Source organism: Acinetobacter sp. 22323 (assembly GCF_052044895.1).
Taxonomy (GTDB): Bacteria; Pseudomonadota; Gammaproteobacteria; order Pseudomonadales; family Moraxellaceae; genus Acinetobacter; species Acinetobacter schindleri.
On the sequence record NZ_JBQEOL010000006.1, the window covers coordinates 51,116 to 69,587 of the forward strand.

The following is an 18,472-nucleotide window of genomic DNA, read 5'->3' on the forward strand; positions in this document are numbered from 1 at the left end:
ATATTTTTATGAACTAGATGTCAAATTGGACATCTAGTTCATAGTTTTGGCTGTCTGCTTGCATGCTTACTCTGAACAAAGTTCTTCGTCTCGCGTCAAATAGAAAAGTAATGCTTTACATTTCCACTTCGAGCCTAGCTCTCGTCTTGCGAGTCTGCAAAGCAGTGCTTTGACTATTTACCTTCTTGTATCAATGTAAAAGCAGTGCTTTACATTGATTCAGGAGCTGATACGCCAAGAAGTTCCAGACCATTGCGTAGCACTTGACGTACATTTACAGACAACAGCAGACGAGCTTGAGTCAGTTCAGCATCATCACCGAGTACTTTGTTCTCATTGTACCAACCATGGAACAATGCAGCCAATTCTTTCAGATAATTACCCACCTGGTGCGGTTCATAGCTGTTTGCAGCACGAAACACAATCTCAGGGTAGGCTGCCAGTTTTGCCAAGATTTCAGTTTCAGCATCCAGCTCGAGCTTAGCGGCCAGACCACGTGCAGTCACAGCATCAAAGTTTACGCCAGTCGCAACCGCCTTTTCTAACATACGGCAGATACGTGCATGGGCATACTGGATATAGTACACAGCGTTGTCCTTGCTTTGTGACACTGCAAGGTCAAGGTCAAAGTCAATGTGCTGCTCAGACTTACGCATCACATAGTAGAAACGTGCTGCATCATTACCTACTTCTTTACGCAGGTCGCGTAAAGTCACGAACTGACCTGAACGAGATGACATTTGCACCATCTCACCACCACGCCATAAGCTGACGAACTGCACTAACAGCACAGTCAGTTTCTTCGAATCATAACCCAGTGCATCAATTGCAGCTTTTACACGTGCGATATAACCGTGGTGGTCTGAACCCCAGATATCAATGATATCGGTATAGCCACGTTGTAGTTTATTTAAGTGGTACGCAATGTCTGATGCGAAATAAGTCGTTTGACCATTACGGCGTTTGACCACACGGTCTTTTTCATCACCAAATTCAGTTGATTTGAACCAGATATTGCCATCTTTTTCGTATAAGAAACCACGTTGATCCAGCGTTTGTAATGCTTCTTCAATTTTTTCTGTCAAAGATGCTTCGCTGAACCACTGGTTGAAAGTTACGCCAAATTCACCAAGGTCATCTTTAATGTCATCAAGAATCGCTTTAAGCGCTGCTTGATGGAACACGCGGTAACCTTCGCCAATTAAGCTTTGAGAATTGAAGATCAAGCCATCGATATGTTTTTCTTTATCGCCTGAAAGTACGACTTTATTGCCTTCAGCATCCGGTTCAGCCGCAAACTGCACATCTTCAGGTACGTCTTTGTAGACATCTGCCACCGGGCGTACATAGGCATCGCCATCCTGGTCGATAATGCTTTGTGCGATTTCTTTAACGTAGTCACCTTGATAGGCATTTTTCGGAAATACCAGTTCTTGGCCAGTCAATTCCAGATAACGTAAATAAGTTGAAGTCGCCAGAATATCCATTTGACGACCAGCATCATTCACATAATATTCCCGGTCAACTTTCGCACCTGTTGCCTCTAACAGGTTCGCTACGGTCATACCATATGCAGCACCACGGCCATGACCCACATGCAGGCTAGAAGTTGGATTCGCAGAAACGAATTCCACCTGGATGCGTTTTTCCGCATTGGCCTGGGTACGACCATAAGTCGCTTGTTGCGCCTGGATCTGGTCCAGAACCGCGAAACGCTGGTCAGCATTCAGGAAGAAGTTAATGAAACCCGGGCCTGCAATCTCGGCTTTACTGATATCTGCAACTTCTGGCAAGGCAGCAAGGATTTTTTCTGCTAAATCACGCGGCTTCATACCCGCAGCTTTAGACGCGATCATGGCAATATTTGATGCAAAGTCACCGTGGCTACGGTCTTTGGTACGCGTCAAATTACTTGTATTGTTCCAGTCAGATGGGAGTACGTTTTGTGCCTGTAAGGTTTGCACTGCATGATCGAGAGCTGCTTGGATTGCCGTATTCATAATCAGTCGAAAATAGATATCGCAGAAAAACAGCAAATATAGCAAATTTCCGACTCTTTAGGTAAAACCATTTATGGGGAATAAAAAATATACGATCGGTAGCTGGAAGATTTATACAGAATTGTCATTTATTCGTTCGTATATCACATAAACAATATCGTAATAAGCAAGTTGCAAAATTTGCTATAAAAATGAATTCTTAATCACTAAAAATAGCCTATATTAACCCGACTGAAATAACAAAAAGAGCTTGCAGTGGATTCGCAACAACGTCCGGTTATCTTTGGCAATATTCCTAAACTTCCCGCTAAATGGGCACTGATAATTATCCCTTTCATCCTGTCCTGCCTGATGAGCGGTATCATTTCTTTCATTAATATGCTGCGTACTTTGGGCTGGATTGAAGGTTTTATTACCTTATGGCTGCACAACTGGATGATTTCCTGGGCGTTTGCTTTTCCGATCGTGCTGCTATTGTTGCCATTCGTACGTAAGCTCACTGGCCTGTTGGTGGATATGAGTGGCTCACAACTGCCGAAGTAGATTGATTGATTGCATAAAATTCACGCGTTGATTGAGTTGATTTACCTGCCGATGTTGAAAAGTATACAGCTGGCCCGAATGATCAATTTTCAGGACTCTGGCTTGCACTAGAGCAAGCAGGAAGATCTCCAGTTTTTTGAGATTAAGCAGGACAAAAGGATTACCAAGATTGTTCTAGCAGGAACTACACCTGACCTTGTACTGCTTAAAACACGCTTAAGGTTTCGTAGGATTATTATCTGACAAATAGAAACTTGGACGATAGCTCAATCCCTGAGATTTGAGCATACCCTAAGAATCAAAGCACATATTCGACAATGGCCCGGATAATGCCCAGTACCAGGCCGATAAAGGCCCCGACCACCACGCCGTTGACCCGGATCATATGCAGATCGCCACCGACCTCATTTTCAATCTTGTCAATCATTTCACGTGAATCCCACTCATGAATCCGTTCACTGATAAAACGGATGACTTTCTCGCTGTATTGATCACTTAAGTCAACTGCCATATTACTCATACGATTATTCAGTAATTCACGCACTGAACTGTTGGAAATGATATTTTCACCCACTTGCTGAATGGCAATACGTAGATTTTCTGCAATACCGGAATCCGGTTTTTCCAGATCTGCCTTGATCGCATCACAGAGAATCACCACGGCACCACTAATGAAGTTCAGTACCTGTGGGCTGTCCAGCAGGGCATCTTTAGCAGAATTTAGACGCTGACTGGCATCGCTATCATTGTCAGCCAGTTGCAGCATCAGCTGATGGGCAGACTCTTCAATCTTCAGGCGCCAAGGATGATCCGGATCTGCCAGCATGGCTTCGATGCGCTGAATTACCGAGTCGATACTGCGCTGTTGCACGTCAATCCCGATCCAGCTGGCACCCTTTGCCAATTTCCACACCCCCATTTCCTTAAACAGGGTACGGGTCAGTTCACGGGTCTGCTCCGGATGAGACGTCATCCAGGCATGTACCAGATCCAGGCCACGTTGCAGAACATCCTGATGAAAATCATTTTCCAGTACAGCGCGCAACATCTCACTGGCCAGATGATTGATCTGGGTGCTTTTCACCCATTGCACACTATTGCTCTGAATAAAGCCGGAAATCTGTTCCTGACCGACAAATTCAAAGATCCGTGGAGCAGTCTGCTGGATGACCTGAGTCACCTGACGGTTATTCTCCGGATTTGCCAGCCAGCGGCCTGCTGCCAGGCTCAGGTCGGTACTGGCCAGACTACGCTCCACAATCTGTGGAGACAGGAAGTTTTCCTGCACAAAGCGACCCATCGACTCGGCAATACGGGCCTTATTGCGTGGAATGATCTCGGTGTGGTCACGCAGAAACCTGGGAATGGGTAACTTGCCAAAAGGATTGCGGAACAGAACGGTAATTGCGTACCAGTCTGCCATTCCACCTACCACACCTGCTTCTGCAGACAGCATCAGGATATGGATCAACCATACATATTCTGGCAGTAATTTGGCAGCGACCATCAGTGCCAGCCAGGTGACGACAGCCACAATTAAAGCAATGGTGGCAAAACGTTTACTACGTTGCAGGCTCGGTGAACTGGTCTCTGTCTGCATAAAGACTCCTATTTAGTCATAGTCACGGGCTGTGGCTGCAGTATCTCACCTGTTGGGCTCAGACCATATTTAGCGCCGAGCGATTGTAGAATCAAGCGAGCATCGAAGGCATCTTTGGGGGCCTGTGCCTGTTTAAAGCATTCAATCGTATAGGCAATCTGTGCTGGCTCTACAGTGACACGATACGGCATGTCATAGAAGGGATCAGGCCAATAAAATGGATGCCGGCGATAATAGCCATAGGGATATGGCATGGGTGTGGGATAGACGATTGCTTCACGCGGAGGTCGTTGGGTACGGTTGCTTGGATCATCCAGCACCCGAAAGAACTGGAATCCATTCTGTACAGTTGTCTGGGCCGCCTTAACCAAGGTAATTTCTTCAGCTGTCCCAAAGCTCATGTTTGGAAGTGCCTTGAAACTGATCCGGTAAGTCTGGGCATTGAGAGGTGTAGTACTGTACTGGCCGAGCTGGTCAAAGGTCAGTGGTTTGGAAGGGGTGGTTGCACAGCCTGAAAGCAGGGCAGTGCTTGCAAATGCTAAGGCGATGATGGTCTTTTTCATCTTCGTTCTCCTGATGGGGTGATCCAGCGACAGCAGTACCTGAAAATTCCTAGAAACTGCTATCCGGCTGGGTCAGGAAACTTAATTCTTCCTCGGTAGATTCACGGCCCAGAATCTGGTTGCGATGTGGGTAGCGTCCAAAGCGTTCGATAATGATTTTATGCTTGATTTCATATTCGAGATTAGACGGGTTACCGAGGCGTTGAAATAGTTTGAAGGCATATTCATGAATCAGTCTGGATTCACTGTGCATGAACGGCATATATAAAAAAGCCCGCTGTTCCGGACTGAGTTGCTTGTCCAGATCCAGGCTAATGGCTTCCTGTGCCAGAGCTAGAGCCAGGCTATCCTGGGCAAAAGCACGTGCAGTACCCCGAAAAATATTGCGAGAAAACTGGTCCAGAACAATGATTTCTGCCAGACGGCCTTCAGCAGTTTTACGCCAGGACCATAATTCAGCCTGACTTGCCTGTTCCAGAATTTCTGAAAATTGCTCAGTCAAACTTTGGTCGAAATGGTCGCTTTTGGCAAACCAGTTCGGCTGGGTTTCGGCACTAAACCAGAAGTCCAAAATATCTTGATAATTCATAAGGTTTACAATTCGTTAGCATTTATTCGTTAATAAAATCACAAATTTCACATGTCTTATAGAGAAAGTTTGTGTTAAAAATTTGCGGAATTAAAATCAATGATTTGCCTGAAAAGCAGGCAGGGTGTAATGTGCGGATCTAAAATCACGTTATACTCTTATAAAATGATGATTTTATATTAATAGTTTAGCCCATTAAGCGAGATTGTAATGAGTCAACCTGAATCGACCAGCCAAGCTGTATTACCAACTTGGGTGGATTCGTCGCTCATCAAGGGGATGCTGCGCGGAATTGAGCGAGAAAGCCTGCGTATGCAAGGTAATGGCTTTCTGTCGCAAAGGCCGCATCCTGTAGCACTAGGTTCAGCCCTGACTCATCCGCATATCACCACTGACTATTCTGAAGCTTTGATGGAGTTTATTACTCCGCCAAAAGACAGTATTCGTGGCGCTTTGGATTACCTGATGGATATCCATGCCATCGTACATCGCAAACTGGAAGATGAAGAAAAGCTGTGGCCGATGTCGATGCCATGCATGCTCGACAGCAGCGATGACAGCATTCCACTGGCGCAGTACGGTTCTTCCAATATTGGTTTATTCAAGACACTTTATCGTCGTGGTCTAGGTGTGCGCTATGGTCGCCGTATGCAGACCATTTCAGGCGTACATTATAATCTGTCTTTCCCGGATCATTTCTTCGAGGCGCTACAGGCCAACGAAAGTGACGCGTCACTGCGTAACTTAAGCCTGCAGGATTACCGTAGCCACCGTTATATGGGGCTGATCCGTAACTTTATCCGACTGACACCATTGGTGATGTTCCTGGTTGGTGCTAGCCCGGCAGTGTGCCAATGCTTTATGACCGGACGTGATCATCAACTGTTGCCACTTACTCGTGGCACCTTATATACCCCATATTCAACTGCATTGCGCATGGGCCGTTTTGGTTATCAGAACTCAGCCCAAAAGCAGCTCGGTATTCATTACAACAACTTGCAGGACTATCTGGAAGGTCTGCAAAAAGCAGTTAAAACACCATATAAACAATTTACCCGTCTGGGCTTTGAAGATGCAGCAGGGCAACCAATCCAGATCAATGATCATGTGCTACAGATCGAAAATGAATATTACAGTCTGGTACGTCCAAAGCAGGTGCCAGAAGCCGGTGAAACTCCATCACAGGCACTGGCAAATCGTGGTATTGGCTATGTGGAACTGCGTGCAGTGGATGTCAATCCATACAGCCCGATCGGGATTGATGAACATACCGCAGGCTTCCTGGAAGTAGTTGCACTGTACTGTTTATTGCAGGACAGCCCGGCACTGCTCAGCGATGAGCAGGACATCATCGAAAAGAATCAGGCTGAAGTGGTCAATCGCGGTCGTGCTCCGAATGCGGCTATTCTGGAAAATGGTCAAAAATATCTAATCGAAGACTGGTGTGGAGTTCATCTGGCGCGCATGCAGCCGCTGGCAGAATTATTGGATGCAGCATATGGCAATAATCTTTACACGACGGCCATGAAGACCATGCAAATCCGTGTTGATGAAGTCGATGCGACACTTTCTGCGCTTGTGGTGGGTGATATTCGTAAGCAGGGTGGCATGTGGCATTTCGGCCAGGTGCTGGCACAGCAGCATGCTGCGGTTTATCAAGCGCATCAGCTCAGTAAAAAAACCACTGCATATTTTGATGAATTAGTACAAAAGTCCTTGCAGCAACAGCAGGAACTCGAGCAAGATAGCAGCATCAGCTTTGCTGAATATCTCGCTCAATTTCGATTAAAAACAAGAGGATAGACCATGAAATGGGATTACCACTTCGTGAGTGGTGCGTTATTTGCCGCATCCGTGATGGGGATGGCATTTGCATTATATCTAGAACATGTGCAGGGTCTTGAGCCTTGCCCGTTGTGTATTTTTCAGCGTATTGGCCTGATTGGTCTGGGGATTATTTCTTTCATTGCTTTCTTGCATAATCCGAAAGCAAATGGCATGAAACGCCTGTATGCCTTTTTAGGATCAGTGAGTATTTTGTGGTCCGCAGGTGTGGCAGCACGTCATGTCTGGCTGCAAAACCTGCCGCCGGATAAAGTCCCAAGTTGTGGTCCGGGTCTGGATTACTGGCTGGAAACCTTGCCAATGAAGTCGGTGTTCCAGCAGGTACTTAGCGGTTCAGGTGAATGTGCCAAAGTGGACTGGACTTTTCTGGGGCAGTCTTTACCGGTCTGGTCACTGGTATTTTTCTGTATCTTGTTGCTGGTCAGTTTATGGCAGTTATTCCGTAAATATCAGACGGCGCCAGTCAAATGCCTAAGAGATAAATACTGATGCAAATAAAAGCCCTCATTTGAGGGTTTTTTTTATAACTGAATCAGGTCAGAGCAATGCCTTCAATACTTTCCAGATCCATCATATATTCATGGATCTGGTCAAAGACTTTGTCCTCCACACTCGGATAGAACCAGCGCACGATCTGTTCAGCCACTTGTGGGTGAAACCGGATTTCAAAATGGTTCAATCCATAGAAAATCGCTTTATGGGAGTCTGGAACTTTCAACTGAAAACGCGGGTTTGGATGTTCACCGAGCGCACTTTTGACACTGACCAGATAATCCCCAATCACATTGCGGGTGCGGTTATGCCGGTTTTCATATTCAATTGTACCGGCCACCAGATAGGTCTGGATATGCGACGGAATCGGTGCCGGTTTACGGTTATCATCCATCAGGCCAATTCTGACTTCATTATGTTCCCAGTCATCATCCCGAACACTGCCGTGGCGCAGATCCAGAATGCCATTACTGCGGATATTCACCACATGACCAATAATCTTTCCAAACGGGAAGCGTCCCAATTTATCCTGCAGGCTAAAACCAAAGCGCTCTAATGCTGCACCATGATGTGGTGAGCCGAGACAGACCAGATTGTCGACCATATTGACCCATTCATAGACATGCTGTTTGCCATAGAACAGGGCACTACGAGCGACTAATCCGCCCATACTGTGTCCGATCAGATCAATACTGGTAATGCCGGGATTGCGGGTGATCAAGTCATGCAGGGTATTGGCCAGACTACGGCCATTAGCGGAGATACGGCGTCCGGAATTATAGTTGAGGTACAACATGGTATTGTTATCACGCTGCGTTAGCAGCTTTTCACCAATGCCTTCATGCTTATGATTGGACCAGGTCAGATGATTCATGCATAAACCATGCACGAAGATAGTAATTCGACCCGTCAATTCGCCCTGCTGTAGTGAGGTATAATGATCATAAACCACCATCGGCAACGCCATCGGATTTTGATGCTTGATCAGATAGTCGCCAATGATGCCATTTAGCACACCAACCAGAAAATGCAGGCTCGGCGTCAGCGGCTTGTCATGCAGACGTGGGAATCTGGTAATAATACGGCGCAGTCCAGGGGCAACCATGGTATTGCCGTAGTGGAACAACAGGTCATAGGAACGCTGATAGAGCCGGACAATGGCAGGCAGGTTCTGGATTTTTTCTGAATGACGTTCACTTAAACCAAAGAAACTATATAAGATTTCACGCTGGATAGTCTTGATCAGTTCTTGGGCAACATCATTAAACCGCATGGTAACAAGCTGAGCAAGTCCTTCCAGTACATCTGCCTGGGTAGGAGGAGTACGATCCCACTTGCAATAGGTTTCATGCAATGGCGTTAAGCTTGTCATCGGATCCGTTCCTTTCATCAATGCGAATATCTGAGACCTTTCTTTTTAAAGATGTTCGCGGTATAAATTCTTCTGAACTTTGATGTTTCTAATTTTTCTGGGAATATTCTTAAAATACCGAGGAACGTGAAAAACTGCGGTGTTTTTTGTCGGACAATTCACCAAAAACAGATTAGATAACGATGATCCATCTCTCATATATAAAATAGATTTTGATTAAAACATAGGCGTTTTTTATTAATAATTGATGAATGTCATTTACTTACACGGCTTTCGAAGCAGCGCTGCCTCGATCAAGGGCCAGCTGCTTCAGCAGTATTGCGAAAAAAATCCACAAATTCAGGTGCATTTGCCAGATCTGAACATGTCACCTGTGGATACTATTCAGCACATGTCAGCGCTGATTGAGTCACTGGACCATGTAAGCTTGGTGGGCAGTAGCCTGGGGGGATTTTATGCGACACATCTGGTCGCCAAGCACAGTGTGCCGGCTGTACTGATCAATCCGGCCATGCGACCATGGCAGCTGTTCCGCGAACTGTTCGATGATGAGCTGCCATTACAGGTGCATCCGAACTGGCGTCTGGATGATTCACATCTTGATCAGCTGGAAGGACTGGCACTGCCAACTGCACAAGATGCAGACAAAATACTGGTACTGTTACAACAAGGCGATGAAGTTTTGGATTATCGTGAAGCACATCGCTATTATAGTGCTGCTCATCCTCCGGCGATGCTGATGACTGAGGCCAATGGCAATCACGGGATGGATGATTTTGCGGAGAAAATTCCGCTGGTGTTACAGTTTTTATTGGACTGCATAAAAAAGGAAACCGAATAACGTGTCTCAATATACGGCTCAATCTCTTGAAGTTCTGTCTGGTCTGGACCCGGTCCGTCGTCGTCCGGGCATGTATACCGATACCACTCGTCCGAACCATCTGGCGCAGGAAGTGATTGACAATGCTGTGGATGAGGCACTGGCCGGACATGCCAACAAAATTACCGTGACAGTCTATAAAGATGGCTCGTTATCAGTCGAAGACAATGGCCGTGGTATGCCAGTGGATATTCACCCGGAATATGGTCAGAGCGGGATTGAAATCATCCTGACTAAACTGCATGCCGGTGGCAAGTTTAGTACCGATAATTACCAGTTCTCTGGTGGTCTGCATGGTGTCGGGATTTCAGTGGTCAATGCGCTGTCGACCCGTGTCGAAGTAGCCGTACAACGTCAGGGTAACCTGTACAAAATGGCCTTTGAAAATGGTGAACCGACAGGTCCGCTGGAAGTGCTGGCAGGTAAGGCACCCAAACGCGCGTCTGGGACTACGGTGCAGTTCTGGCCAGAAGCCAAATACTTCGATTCACCAAAATTTGCCCTGAAAGCGTTAAAGCATAATCTTAAAGCCAAAGCTGTTCTGGCCGCGGGTTTAGAGATCAATTATATCGATCAGATTAATGATGAGAAGATCACCTGGCAGTTTGAAAATGGTCTGGTCGATTATCTGATGGATGAGCTGGAAGACCGTGAGATCATCCCAGCACCCGCTTTTGTTGCAACGGGTGATGCCGAACGAGCCAGTGCTGAATTTGCCATTTGCTGGAATGTTGAAGGTGGCGAAAGCATCCAGGAATCCTACGTCAACCTGATTCCAACTGCGCAGGGCGGTACCCATGTCAATGGTCTGCGTTCGGGTGTGACTGATGCGATGCGTGAATTCTGTGAATTACGTAATCTGTTGCCGCGTAACATGAAGCTGTCTGCCGAAGATGTCTGGGACGGCGTGAACTATATCCTGTCACTGAAATTCCAGGAACCGCAATTCTCAGGTCAAACCAAAGAACGCCTGTCGAGTCGTGAAGCGGTCGGGGTGGTGCAGAATATTGCTAAAGATGCCTTTGCATTATGGTTGAACCAGAATTCAGATATCGCCATGCAACTGGCTGAAATGGCCATTTCCAAAGCAGGACGCCGTCTGAAAGCGGCCAAGAAAGTTGAACGTAAGAAAATTGTTGCGGGTCCAACTTTGCCGGGGAAACTGTCGGATTGTGTAGGCCATGATCTCGATCAATCTGAATTATTTATTGTGGAAGGTGATTCTGCCGGCGGTTCAGCCAAGCAGGCGCGTGACAAGAATTTCCAGGCGATCATGCCAATTCGAGGTAAGATTCTGAATACCTGGGAGGTCTCTTCTGATGAGGTGCTGGCGTCTCAGGAAGTACATAATATCGCGATTGCCATTGGGGTGGATCCGGGTTCGGATGACCTGTCTGAACTGCGCTATGGCAAGATTTGTATTCTAGCCGATGCCGACTCGGATGGTCTGCATATTGCAACCTTGCTGTGCGCACTGTTTGTGAAACATTTCCCGACGCTCGTCGAAGAAGGCCATCTATATGTCGCAATGCCGCCTTTATTCCGGATTGATGACAACAAAGACGTGCACTATGCTTTGGATGAAGACGAGCTAAATAGCATTCTGAAAAAATGCAAAACCAAGAATCCGCAAATTACTCGATTCAAAGGTTTGGGTGAGATGAATGCCAGCCAGTTACGTGAAACCACACTTGATCCAAACACACGTCGTCTGGTGCAACTGGACCTGGATGATGCCCATCATACCGCAGGTTTACTGGATAAATTGCTGGCGAAAAAACGTGCCAGTGACCGCAAAGACTGGTTAGAGCAAAAAGGTAATCTGGCAGATCTGGTGGTTTAAACTACCGATTTTAAGCAATCAAAAAATCCCGCCAGAGCGGGATTTTTTATGAATCAAGATTAGACATCGCATAAAGAACAGTTAACGCCGCGGCAATTATGTAAAACCGAGCTGCGTGCGCTATTTTTGTTGGTACCGGGTCCTTCTACCAGAGGCCCTGCAAGTTGTTCAGCACCTGAACCCGGACGCCATTTGCTTTTCATATTAATTTGCTGATGACCGGTGATCATCGGTTTAGCCAAGGTTTGCTGTTGGCAATAATTACATTCAATCGTATCGGTTGAGATACGGGCAATTGGAACCCGTTGTTCAAAAATCCCCTCGCAATGCTCACAGCGGAAATCATATAACGGCATTTCTGTACTCCTGTAGCATGAAGGCCTCAAATTAAAAAGACGGGTAGCCGAAGGCTTTAGGTTGGATGACTACCCGTTGCGAAGCTAAAACAACAATAAATTGTAAAACTAGCGTTTATGCCCCCAGAATTTGTCATCGTTCAGTGCACCCTGAGGAAGGATGTTCTGCTCGAAGATTGAAGTTGGCAGAGATACGGTACATGCACAGTTTGGAATATCCACGATGCCACCGATACGGCCTTCAACTGGTGCCGCAGTCAGTAACATGTATGCTTGTGAACCGGTAAAGCCAAAGTTTTCAAGGTATTTGATCGCTTTTAAACACGCCTGACGATAGGCCACAGTGGCATCCAGATAATGGTTTACGCCATCTTCAACGCTGATGCCTTCAAAGGTCAGCCACTGGTCATAAGCCGGACGGACATTACTTGGCACAAAGATTGGAGAATCGATATTGTACTTTTCCATACCGCCCTTGATCAGGTCGAAGCCGACACGGGTAACACCATCCATTTCGATCGCGCCACAGAAACCGATTTCACCGTCTCCTTGCGAGAAGTGCAGATCGCCCATCGAGAAACCGGCACCTTTTTGATAAACAGGGAAATAGATACGGCTACCTGCTGCCAGGTCTTTAATGTCCGTATTTCCGCCATGTTCACGTGGTGGAACAGTGCGCGCAGCTTCTGCTGCCATACGGTCGAATTCGGCACCTGTTACGCCACGCAAAACGGCAGTACGCGGATCAGGTGGGTTGGCTTGGCCTTTAGGCACCAATAGTGCCTCACGACGGTTCCACTCTTTTAGCAGGTCATGTGAGGGTAAGGTTCCCATCAGGCCTGGGTGTTTGAGGCCGGCAATACGCACGCCCGGAATATGACGTGAAGTCGCAAATAAGCCTTTTAAGTCCCAGATGGCTTTGTCAGCTTCAGGGAAATAGTCAGCCAGGAAGCCACCGCCATTTTCCTTGGCAAATACGCCCGAGAAACCCACATCTGAAATTGGCTGAATGTCGAGCAGGTCAATTACCAGCAAGTCACCTGGTTCAGCACCTTCTACATAGAAAGGTCCGGTCAGTGGATGGGCACGGGTCAGGTCGACATTTTTGACATCAGAAATGTCATCAGTATCTTTAATCTGCGCATCGAGGAAGTCCAGACTTTCAATCAGGATTTCTTCACCCGGTTTTACCGAAGTCAGAAATGGCAAATCCGGATGCCAGCGGTTATGTCCAATTTCCGCCTGTTCTGCCAGCGGAACCCCCGGTTTAATTTTAATATGTTGCATGGTTTATCCCCTGTGTTGAGGTCGAATAAAGCTAGTTTTTGATGTTATTGCCCGTGTCATCCATGATGAACAGCGGATCTTCGATCACGCTTTCAACCGGAACTGACTGAACCTGGATCGCTTTGCCGTCATAATCAATGATTATCTGACCGGCTTCTGGATGCTGTATAAAAAACCTGGCGAGTTGTGGCTCAACCAAAACCCGAAAACGGCGACTCAAGCCTCGGGCACCGAAGCGAACATCGTGTCCGGTAGACAGAAACTGGGTGGCAGCGGGTGTAAGTTCAACCGTACGGCTCTGCTTACGGAGTCGCTGATTCAGTTTCTCGATTTCCAGACTGACCAGTGTTGGCGCGAAATCTGCTTCAACCGCTTCATACTGCAGAATACGCTCAATACGATTCAGAAACTCTGGATCAAACTTCTTGTACAGAGCGCGTTCGGTAATCTGGCTGTCATCCAGTTTGGCCAGTCGGGCCAGTTTCTGGATCGGTTTTGGAAGCTTGGTCAGCTGTTTTAAACGTGCCTGGGCGTCTTTGGCACCGACGTTACTGGTCATAAAGATCATGCAGTTTTTGAAATCCAGCACTTTGGTACCCGCGGTCAGCTTTAAGGTTCCGGTTTCCAGAACGTTGAGCAGACCGCGAATGACTTCGGTACTGGCTTTTTCAATTTCATCAAACAGCACAATACCTGGCTTGGAAAAACTGCCCTGAATATGGGCTTCATCAAACAGGGTATTGCCTTCTTTAGAGCCGACATAGCCTGGAGGGGCACCTGTCAGTGCTGCAGCATAATGTTCCTGTGCCAGTGTGTTCATGTCGATCCGGCAGAATGCATCTGGCTTGCCATGGATTGCCTCAGCAATCAGCCGAACCGTTTCGGTTTTCCCCACCCCCGTCGGCCCGAGCATCAATGTGACTGCCAGTGGCCGGGTAGGGGCATTAAAATCTGCCTTGACGGTTAAAAGCATGTTTTCAATTTCATCCAGTGCGGCACGCTGTCCGATGATATGACCACGTACATGCTGCATGACTTTTTCAGGATCAAAGCTAAAGCGAGAGGTACGTGCAATACGTTCTTTGCTCTGCATCTCATAACGCTGTTTGGCCAGAGTTTCCTGATTGGCACTGATGCGGTCGCTGGCAAATGTCATATCGAATACCTCCTCTCAGACCAAACTTAAGATGCTTCTTTTTCTAGGCCTTCATGTGGCAGATTGCCGATTGGGCATTCTGCAACACCGATGGTAGAGCGGGTAATTTTTTCCACGTTCTCTTGCGCTTTTTGAGCATCCAGAACCCAGGTTTTGTAGAAGTCGAATGGACAGTCCGCAACGCCTTTATCGCCGTCACCATTGTTATAGACACCGGTATAGCCGCGGTGCAGTAATTTAAATAAATGGTTTTGTGACTGGTCGTATTTACGTGCATCACGAATCTCATGCAGTGACAATTGTGCGTATTGAATGCCGTTTTCTTCCGTACCACATTCACCCAAGGTACGGCCGTCGAAGCCGACTACTGCTGAGTGACCGAAGTAGGTGTAGACCCCATCAAAACCGGTACAGTTGGCAACAGCAACATAAACGTTATTTGCCCATGCCATGCATTTCGCCATGTTGATCTGCTGATCTGCAGCCGGGTACATATAGCCTTGGCAACGCACGACCAGTTCAGCGCCTTTCATGGCACAGTCACGCCAGATTTCCGGATAGTTACCGTCATCACAGATGATCAGTGACATCTTGATGCCCTTCGGTCCTTCAGTCACATAAGTGGTATCACCTGGGCACCAGCCTTCAATCGGGCACCATGGGATAATCTTGCGGTATTTCTGAACGATTTCGCCCTTGTTATTAATCAGGATCAAAGTGTTATAAGGCACCTTGTTTGGATGTTCCTCATGTTGTTCACCGGTAATCGAGAACACGCCCCAGACGTTGGCTTCAATACAGGCTTGCGAGAAAATCGCGGTTTCATCGCCTGGAATGGTGGCAGCGGTTGCCATCATCTCGTCATGGTCGTACATAATGCCCATGGTGCTGTATTCGGGAAAAACAATCAGGTCCATACCCGGTATACCCTGTTTGATTCCTTTCAACATTTCAGCAATTTTTTTTGCGTTCTCAAGAACTTCCGCTTTAGTGTGCAAACGAGGAATTTTGTAGTTTACAACTGCCACACCTACTGTATCTGGGCTGCTTGAGATATCACCGTGACGCATTCAAATTTCTCCAACTCTTTTATCGATTCAACTTTATGATTCGAGTGTCGCGTGAAATGCGTCACAGCAAAATACGTTGAATTGCGTATATGGATGCGTAGACTAGAAGGAATTTTTAAATGTGAATAATCAAATAAAATATTAAAATCAGCTGCCGATTAATTAAGTGAAATAGAAATTAAAAATCCCCCGACGAATCGGGGGAGGTGGAGAAAAATTATAGCCAGATTAAACCAAGAAGATTAAACAGAGAGATATTTACTGATGGTGGTCTCATCAACATTTTCACGGACATTTTCATAAGCAAAGCGACCTTTGTCGATTACCAGGAAGCGATCGGCCATCGCCATGGTGAAACTCAGTACCTGCTCAGAAACCACAATGGTCAGATCACGCTGGTCACGGATTTCTTTCAGAGTTCTGGCAATGTCCTTGATGATAGAGGGCTGAATCCCTTCCGTCGGTTCATCCAGCAGCAGTACTTTAGGATTAGTCGCTAAAGCACGGGCAATTGCTAATTGCTGTTGTTGCCCACCCGATAAGTTTCCACCTTTACGTTTACGCATATCCCAAAGTACAGGAAACAGCTCATACAGGTCATCCGGGACTTTGCCGTTCGCAGAAGCCGGTAAACCGGTCTGTATATTTTCCAGTACGGACATGGTGGAGAAAATCATCCGACCTTGTGGCACATAAGCCACACCGTTTTCTACACGCTGGTAAGGATCCAGTTTTTCCAGATTCTTGCCATCCAGCCTGATTTCACCTTTGGTATTTTTAATATCACCAATCAGGGTTTTAAACAGGGTGGTTTTACCCATGCCGTTACGGCCCATGATCGCTACAATTTCCTTCGGCTGGATCTTCAGTTCCAGGTCGTGAATCACCTGACTTTGTTTATATCCTGAACACAAAGCATTAATTTCTAATAATCCGCTCATAGTGGCCTCCTTAGTGTCCCAGATAAACTTCAATCACTTTTGGATCATTTTGTACATCGTCCATTTTTCCGGCTGCCAGAATTTTGCCCTGGTGCAGTACTGTGACTTTGTCCGCAATGGTTTTGACGAATTCCATGTCATGTTCAATCACCAGCACAGAACGTCCTTTGCTGATTTCCCGTAACAGTTGCGCCGTCTGCTCACGCTCTGACACACTCATCCCTGCGACAGGTTCATCCAGCATGAGCAGCTCTGGGTCTTGCATGAGTAACATGCCAATTTCCAGCCACTGCTTCTGGCCATGAGAGAGCAGACCGGCGGAGGTATCCAGCAGGTCAGTCAGGAAAATCTTGCCAGCAACTTCACGAATACGCTCATCGACATCTTTGGTGCGTCTGAAGAACAGCGCACCAAAGACATTACGGCCACGCGGGAAGGACATTTCCAGGTTGTCATAGACCGACAAATTTTCATAAATATTCGGGTTCTGGAATTTACGCCCAACCCCTTTACGGACAATGTCGAACTCTTTCAGTTTGGTCAGTTCAATATCATTAAACTTGATCGTGCCTGACGTTGCTTTGGTCTTGCCGCAGATCAGATCCAGCACTGTGGTTTTGCCGGCTCCATTGGGACCGATCACCACATGGACTTCGTTTTTATCCAGATAGAAGTTGAGATCACTGACTGCCTTGAAACCGTCGAAGGACACGGTGAGATCTTCAATGACCAGAACCGGTTTATTCATTTCTACGCCGACTTTATTCATTTCACGCCTCCTTCTACAATTGGATCGATCGTTTTATCCGGATCACTACTTGGCGGTGGCGAAGTGCTGTCGATCGGTTTCTTTTTCAGGAACAATGGACGGACATATTTTTCATACAGACCCGCTAAGCCATTTGGTAAGAACATGACCACACCGATGAACAATGCACCGAGGAAGTACAGCCATATTTCAGGGAAGGCTTCAGAGAAGTAAGTTTTACCCAAGTTCACCAGAACGGCACCATACACTGCCCCAATCAGCGACAGACGACCACCGACTGCAGCCAGAATGACCATTTCAATCGAAGGTACGATGCCGATAATCGTTGGTGACATGAAGCCGACTTGCAGGGTAAACATCGCACCACCAATAGAGGACACCACAGCTGCGAAACAGAAAATGAAGACTTTGTACATGGCTACGTCATAGCCAGAGAAACGTACACGTTCTTCTTTGTCACGCATCGCAGAAAGCAGACGACCGAGTTTAGAACTGAGGACAAAACGGCTGATCATGATCACTGCAATGAGCAGCAGGGCATTGATGTAGTACAGGACATATTTGGCTTCATCGGTACGGATATCCCAGCCATGCAGGGTTTTCAGGTCTGTAATCCCGTTAATGCCGCCAGTGAAACCTTGTTGACCAATAATCAGAATGGTCAGGATCGCTACAATGGCTTGCATGATGATCGAGAAGTACACATCACCGACACGACGGGTAAACATCGCGAAACCGATGATGAAGGCAAGCAAGATTGGAATGATGATGATGGCAAACAAAGTAAACCCGAAGCTATGGAAAGGTTCCCAGAAGCCTGGCAAGCTGGTGATCTGGTTCCAGTCCATAAAGTCTGGAATTCCTGGCGTGGTTTGCGCTGCTGTAGATTGCATGTCTGAAGCTTCAAGTTTCAGGAACATGGCCATGCAGTAGCCGCCAATGCCAAAGAAAATCCCTTGACCTAAACTTAAGATACCCCCGTGTCCCCAACACAGAACCAGGCCGATTGCGACAAAAGCAAAAGTCAGATATTTACCCATCAGATTCAGACGGAAAATATCCAGGAACATTGGCATGACCAGCAGGATCAGTACGGCAAGAATCACCAGACCAATCGCACCTTCTTTACCGCCTAAAAAGGCATTCATTAGATTCTTCATAATATC

17 protein-coding genes are annotated in these 18,472 nt (G+C 46.8%); 5 read left to right on the forward strand and 12 right to left on the reverse strand.

Annotated features, from left to right (window positions below; translation table 11 throughout):
• Nucleotides 1–209 precede the first annotated feature (209 nt).
• Nucleotides 210–2,000 carry an arginine--tRNA ligase gene (argS, locus tag ACTJIX_RS05590; protein ID WP_440611252.1) on the reverse strand — a complete coding sequence of 597 codons (1,791 nt, stop codon included), beginning with the start codon at nucleotides 1,998–2,000 and terminating at the stop codon, nucleotides 210–212.
• Between the two features lie 255 nt (nucleotides 2,001–2,255).
• Here argS and ACTJIX_RS05595 point away from each other — a divergent pair, with 255 nt between their 5' ends.
• Nucleotides 2,256–2,543 (forward strand): DUF2798 domain-containing protein, encoded by a 288-nt coding sequence (locus ACTJIX_RS05595; RefSeq protein WP_440611253.1) that lies wholly within the window; start codon nucleotides 2,256–2,258, stop codon nucleotides 2,541–2,543.
• Between the two features lie 298 nt (nucleotides 2,544–2,841).
• On the opposite strand, the gene ACTJIX_RS05600 is transcribed toward ACTJIX_RS05595, so the two are convergent.
• The 3 genes from ACTJIX_RS05600 to ACTJIX_RS05610 are packed head-to-tail and all read right to left on the reverse strand — an operon-like array spanning nucleotide 2,842 to nucleotide 5,295.
• Complete coding sequence (locus tag ACTJIX_RS05600; protein WP_440611254.1) at nucleotides 2,842–4,143, reverse strand: DUF445 domain-containing protein; 1,302 nt, start codon at nucleotides 4,141–4,143, stop codon at nucleotides 2,842–2,844.
• Between the two features lie 8 nt (nucleotides 4,144–4,151).
• A complete protein-coding gene (locus ACTJIX_RS05605) occupies nucleotides 4,152–4,706 on the reverse strand; it encodes a CC0125/CC1285 family lipoprotein (RefSeq protein ID WP_440611255.1) in 555 nt (184 codons plus the stop codon).
• 49 nt (nucleotides 4,707–4,755) lie between these two features.
• Entirely contained in the window at nucleotides 4,756–5,295 is a 540-nt protein-coding gene (locus ACTJIX_RS05610) for a DUF924 family protein (RefSeq protein WP_004813851.1), read from the reverse strand.
• A gap of 210 nt (nucleotides 5,296–5,505) precedes the next feature.
• Here ACTJIX_RS05610 and gshA point away from each other — a divergent pair, with 210 nt between their 5' ends.
• Together gshA and ACTJIX_RS05620 are read left to right on the forward strand one after the other, a co-directional pair.
• Nucleotides 5,506–7,098, forward strand: a complete 1,593-nt coding sequence (gshA, locus tag ACTJIX_RS05615) for a glutamate--cysteine ligase (protein ID WP_440611256.1) — start codon at nucleotides 5,506–5,508, stop codon at nucleotides 7,096–7,098.
• Between the two features lie 3 nt (nucleotides 7,099–7,101).
• On the forward strand, nucleotides 7,102–7,629 hold the full coding sequence (locus ACTJIX_RS05620; protein ID WP_440611257.1) for a disulfide bond formation protein B: 528 nt from the start codon (nucleotides 7,102–7,104) through the stop codon (nucleotides 7,627–7,629).
• Between the two features lie 43 nt (nucleotides 7,630–7,672).
• Here the strand turns inward: ACTJIX_RS05620 and ACTJIX_RS05625 are convergent, their stop codons facing one another.
• A complete protein-coding gene (locus ACTJIX_RS05625) occupies nucleotides 7,673–9,004 on the reverse strand; it encodes a PGAP1-like alpha/beta domain-containing protein (RefSeq protein WP_440611258.1) in 1,332 nt (443 codons plus the stop codon).
• A gap of 247 nt (nucleotides 9,005–9,251) precedes the next feature.
• Between ACTJIX_RS05625 and ACTJIX_RS05630 the strand changes: the two genes are divergently transcribed.
• Nucleotides 9,252–9,845 carry a YqiA/YcfP family alpha/beta fold hydrolase gene (locus tag ACTJIX_RS05630; RefSeq protein WP_076752861.1) on the forward strand — a complete coding sequence of 198 codons (594 nt, stop codon included), beginning with the start codon at nucleotides 9,252–9,254 and terminating at the stop codon, nucleotides 9,843–9,845.
• 1 nt (nucleotide 9,846) lies between these two features.
• A complete protein-coding gene (parE, locus tag ACTJIX_RS05635; RefSeq protein WP_163168871.1) occupies nucleotides 9,847–11,727 on the forward strand; it encodes a DNA topoisomerase IV subunit B in 1,881 nt (626 codons plus the stop codon).
• Nucleotides 11,728–11,786: 59 nt separating this feature from the next.
• On the opposite strand, the gene ACTJIX_RS05640 is transcribed toward parE, so the two are convergent.
• From ACTJIX_RS05640 to urtC, 7 genes are all read right to left on the reverse strand, one after another.
• The gene (locus ACTJIX_RS05640; protein WP_004813845.1) at nucleotides 11,787–12,083 is read right to left on the reverse strand and encodes an FmdB family zinc ribbon protein; all 297 of its coding nucleotides are present in this window, start codon (nucleotides 12,081–12,083) and stop codon (nucleotides 11,787–11,789) included.
• 108 nt (nucleotides 12,084–12,191) lie between these two features.
• The gene (gene fmdA / locus ACTJIX_RS05645; protein ID WP_001163819.1) at nucleotides 12,192–13,370 is read right to left on the reverse strand and encodes a formamidase; all 1,179 of its coding nucleotides are present in this window, start codon (nucleotides 13,368–13,370) and stop codon (nucleotides 12,192–12,194) included.
• A 31-nt stretch (nucleotides 13,371–13,401) separates the two neighbouring features.
• On the reverse strand, nucleotides 13,402–14,526 hold the full coding sequence (locus tag ACTJIX_RS05650) for an AAA family ATPase (protein WP_440611259.1): 1,125 nt from the start codon (nucleotides 14,524–14,526) through the stop codon (nucleotides 13,402–13,404).
• 26 nt (nucleotides 14,527–14,552) lie between these two features.
• Nucleotides 14,553–15,596, reverse strand: a complete 1,044-nt coding sequence (locus ACTJIX_RS05655) for an aliphatic amidase (protein WP_004813842.1) — start codon at nucleotides 15,594–15,596, stop codon at nucleotides 14,553–14,555.
• Between the two features lie 242 nt (nucleotides 15,597–15,838).
• Nucleotides 15,839–16,537: an urea ABC transporter ATP-binding subunit UrtE gene (gene urtE / locus ACTJIX_RS05660; RefSeq protein ID WP_440611260.1), complete on the reverse strand. Its 699-nt coding sequence runs from the start codon at nucleotides 16,535–16,537 to the stop codon at nucleotides 15,839–15,841.
• 10 nt (nucleotides 16,538–16,547) lie between these two features.
• Entirely contained in the window at nucleotides 16,548–17,306 is a 759-nt protein-coding gene (urtD, locus tag ACTJIX_RS05665) for an urea ABC transporter ATP-binding protein UrtD (RefSeq protein WP_048882155.1), read from the reverse strand.
• On the reverse strand, nucleotides 17,303–18,466 hold the full coding sequence (urtC, locus tag ACTJIX_RS05670) for an urea ABC transporter permease subunit UrtC (protein WP_048882156.1): 1,164 nt from the start codon (nucleotides 18,464–18,466) through the stop codon (nucleotides 17,303–17,305). The genes urtD and urtC overlap by 4 nt, the downstream gene beginning before the upstream one ends.
• Between the last annotated feature and the right edge of the window lie 6 nt (nucleotides 18,467–18,472).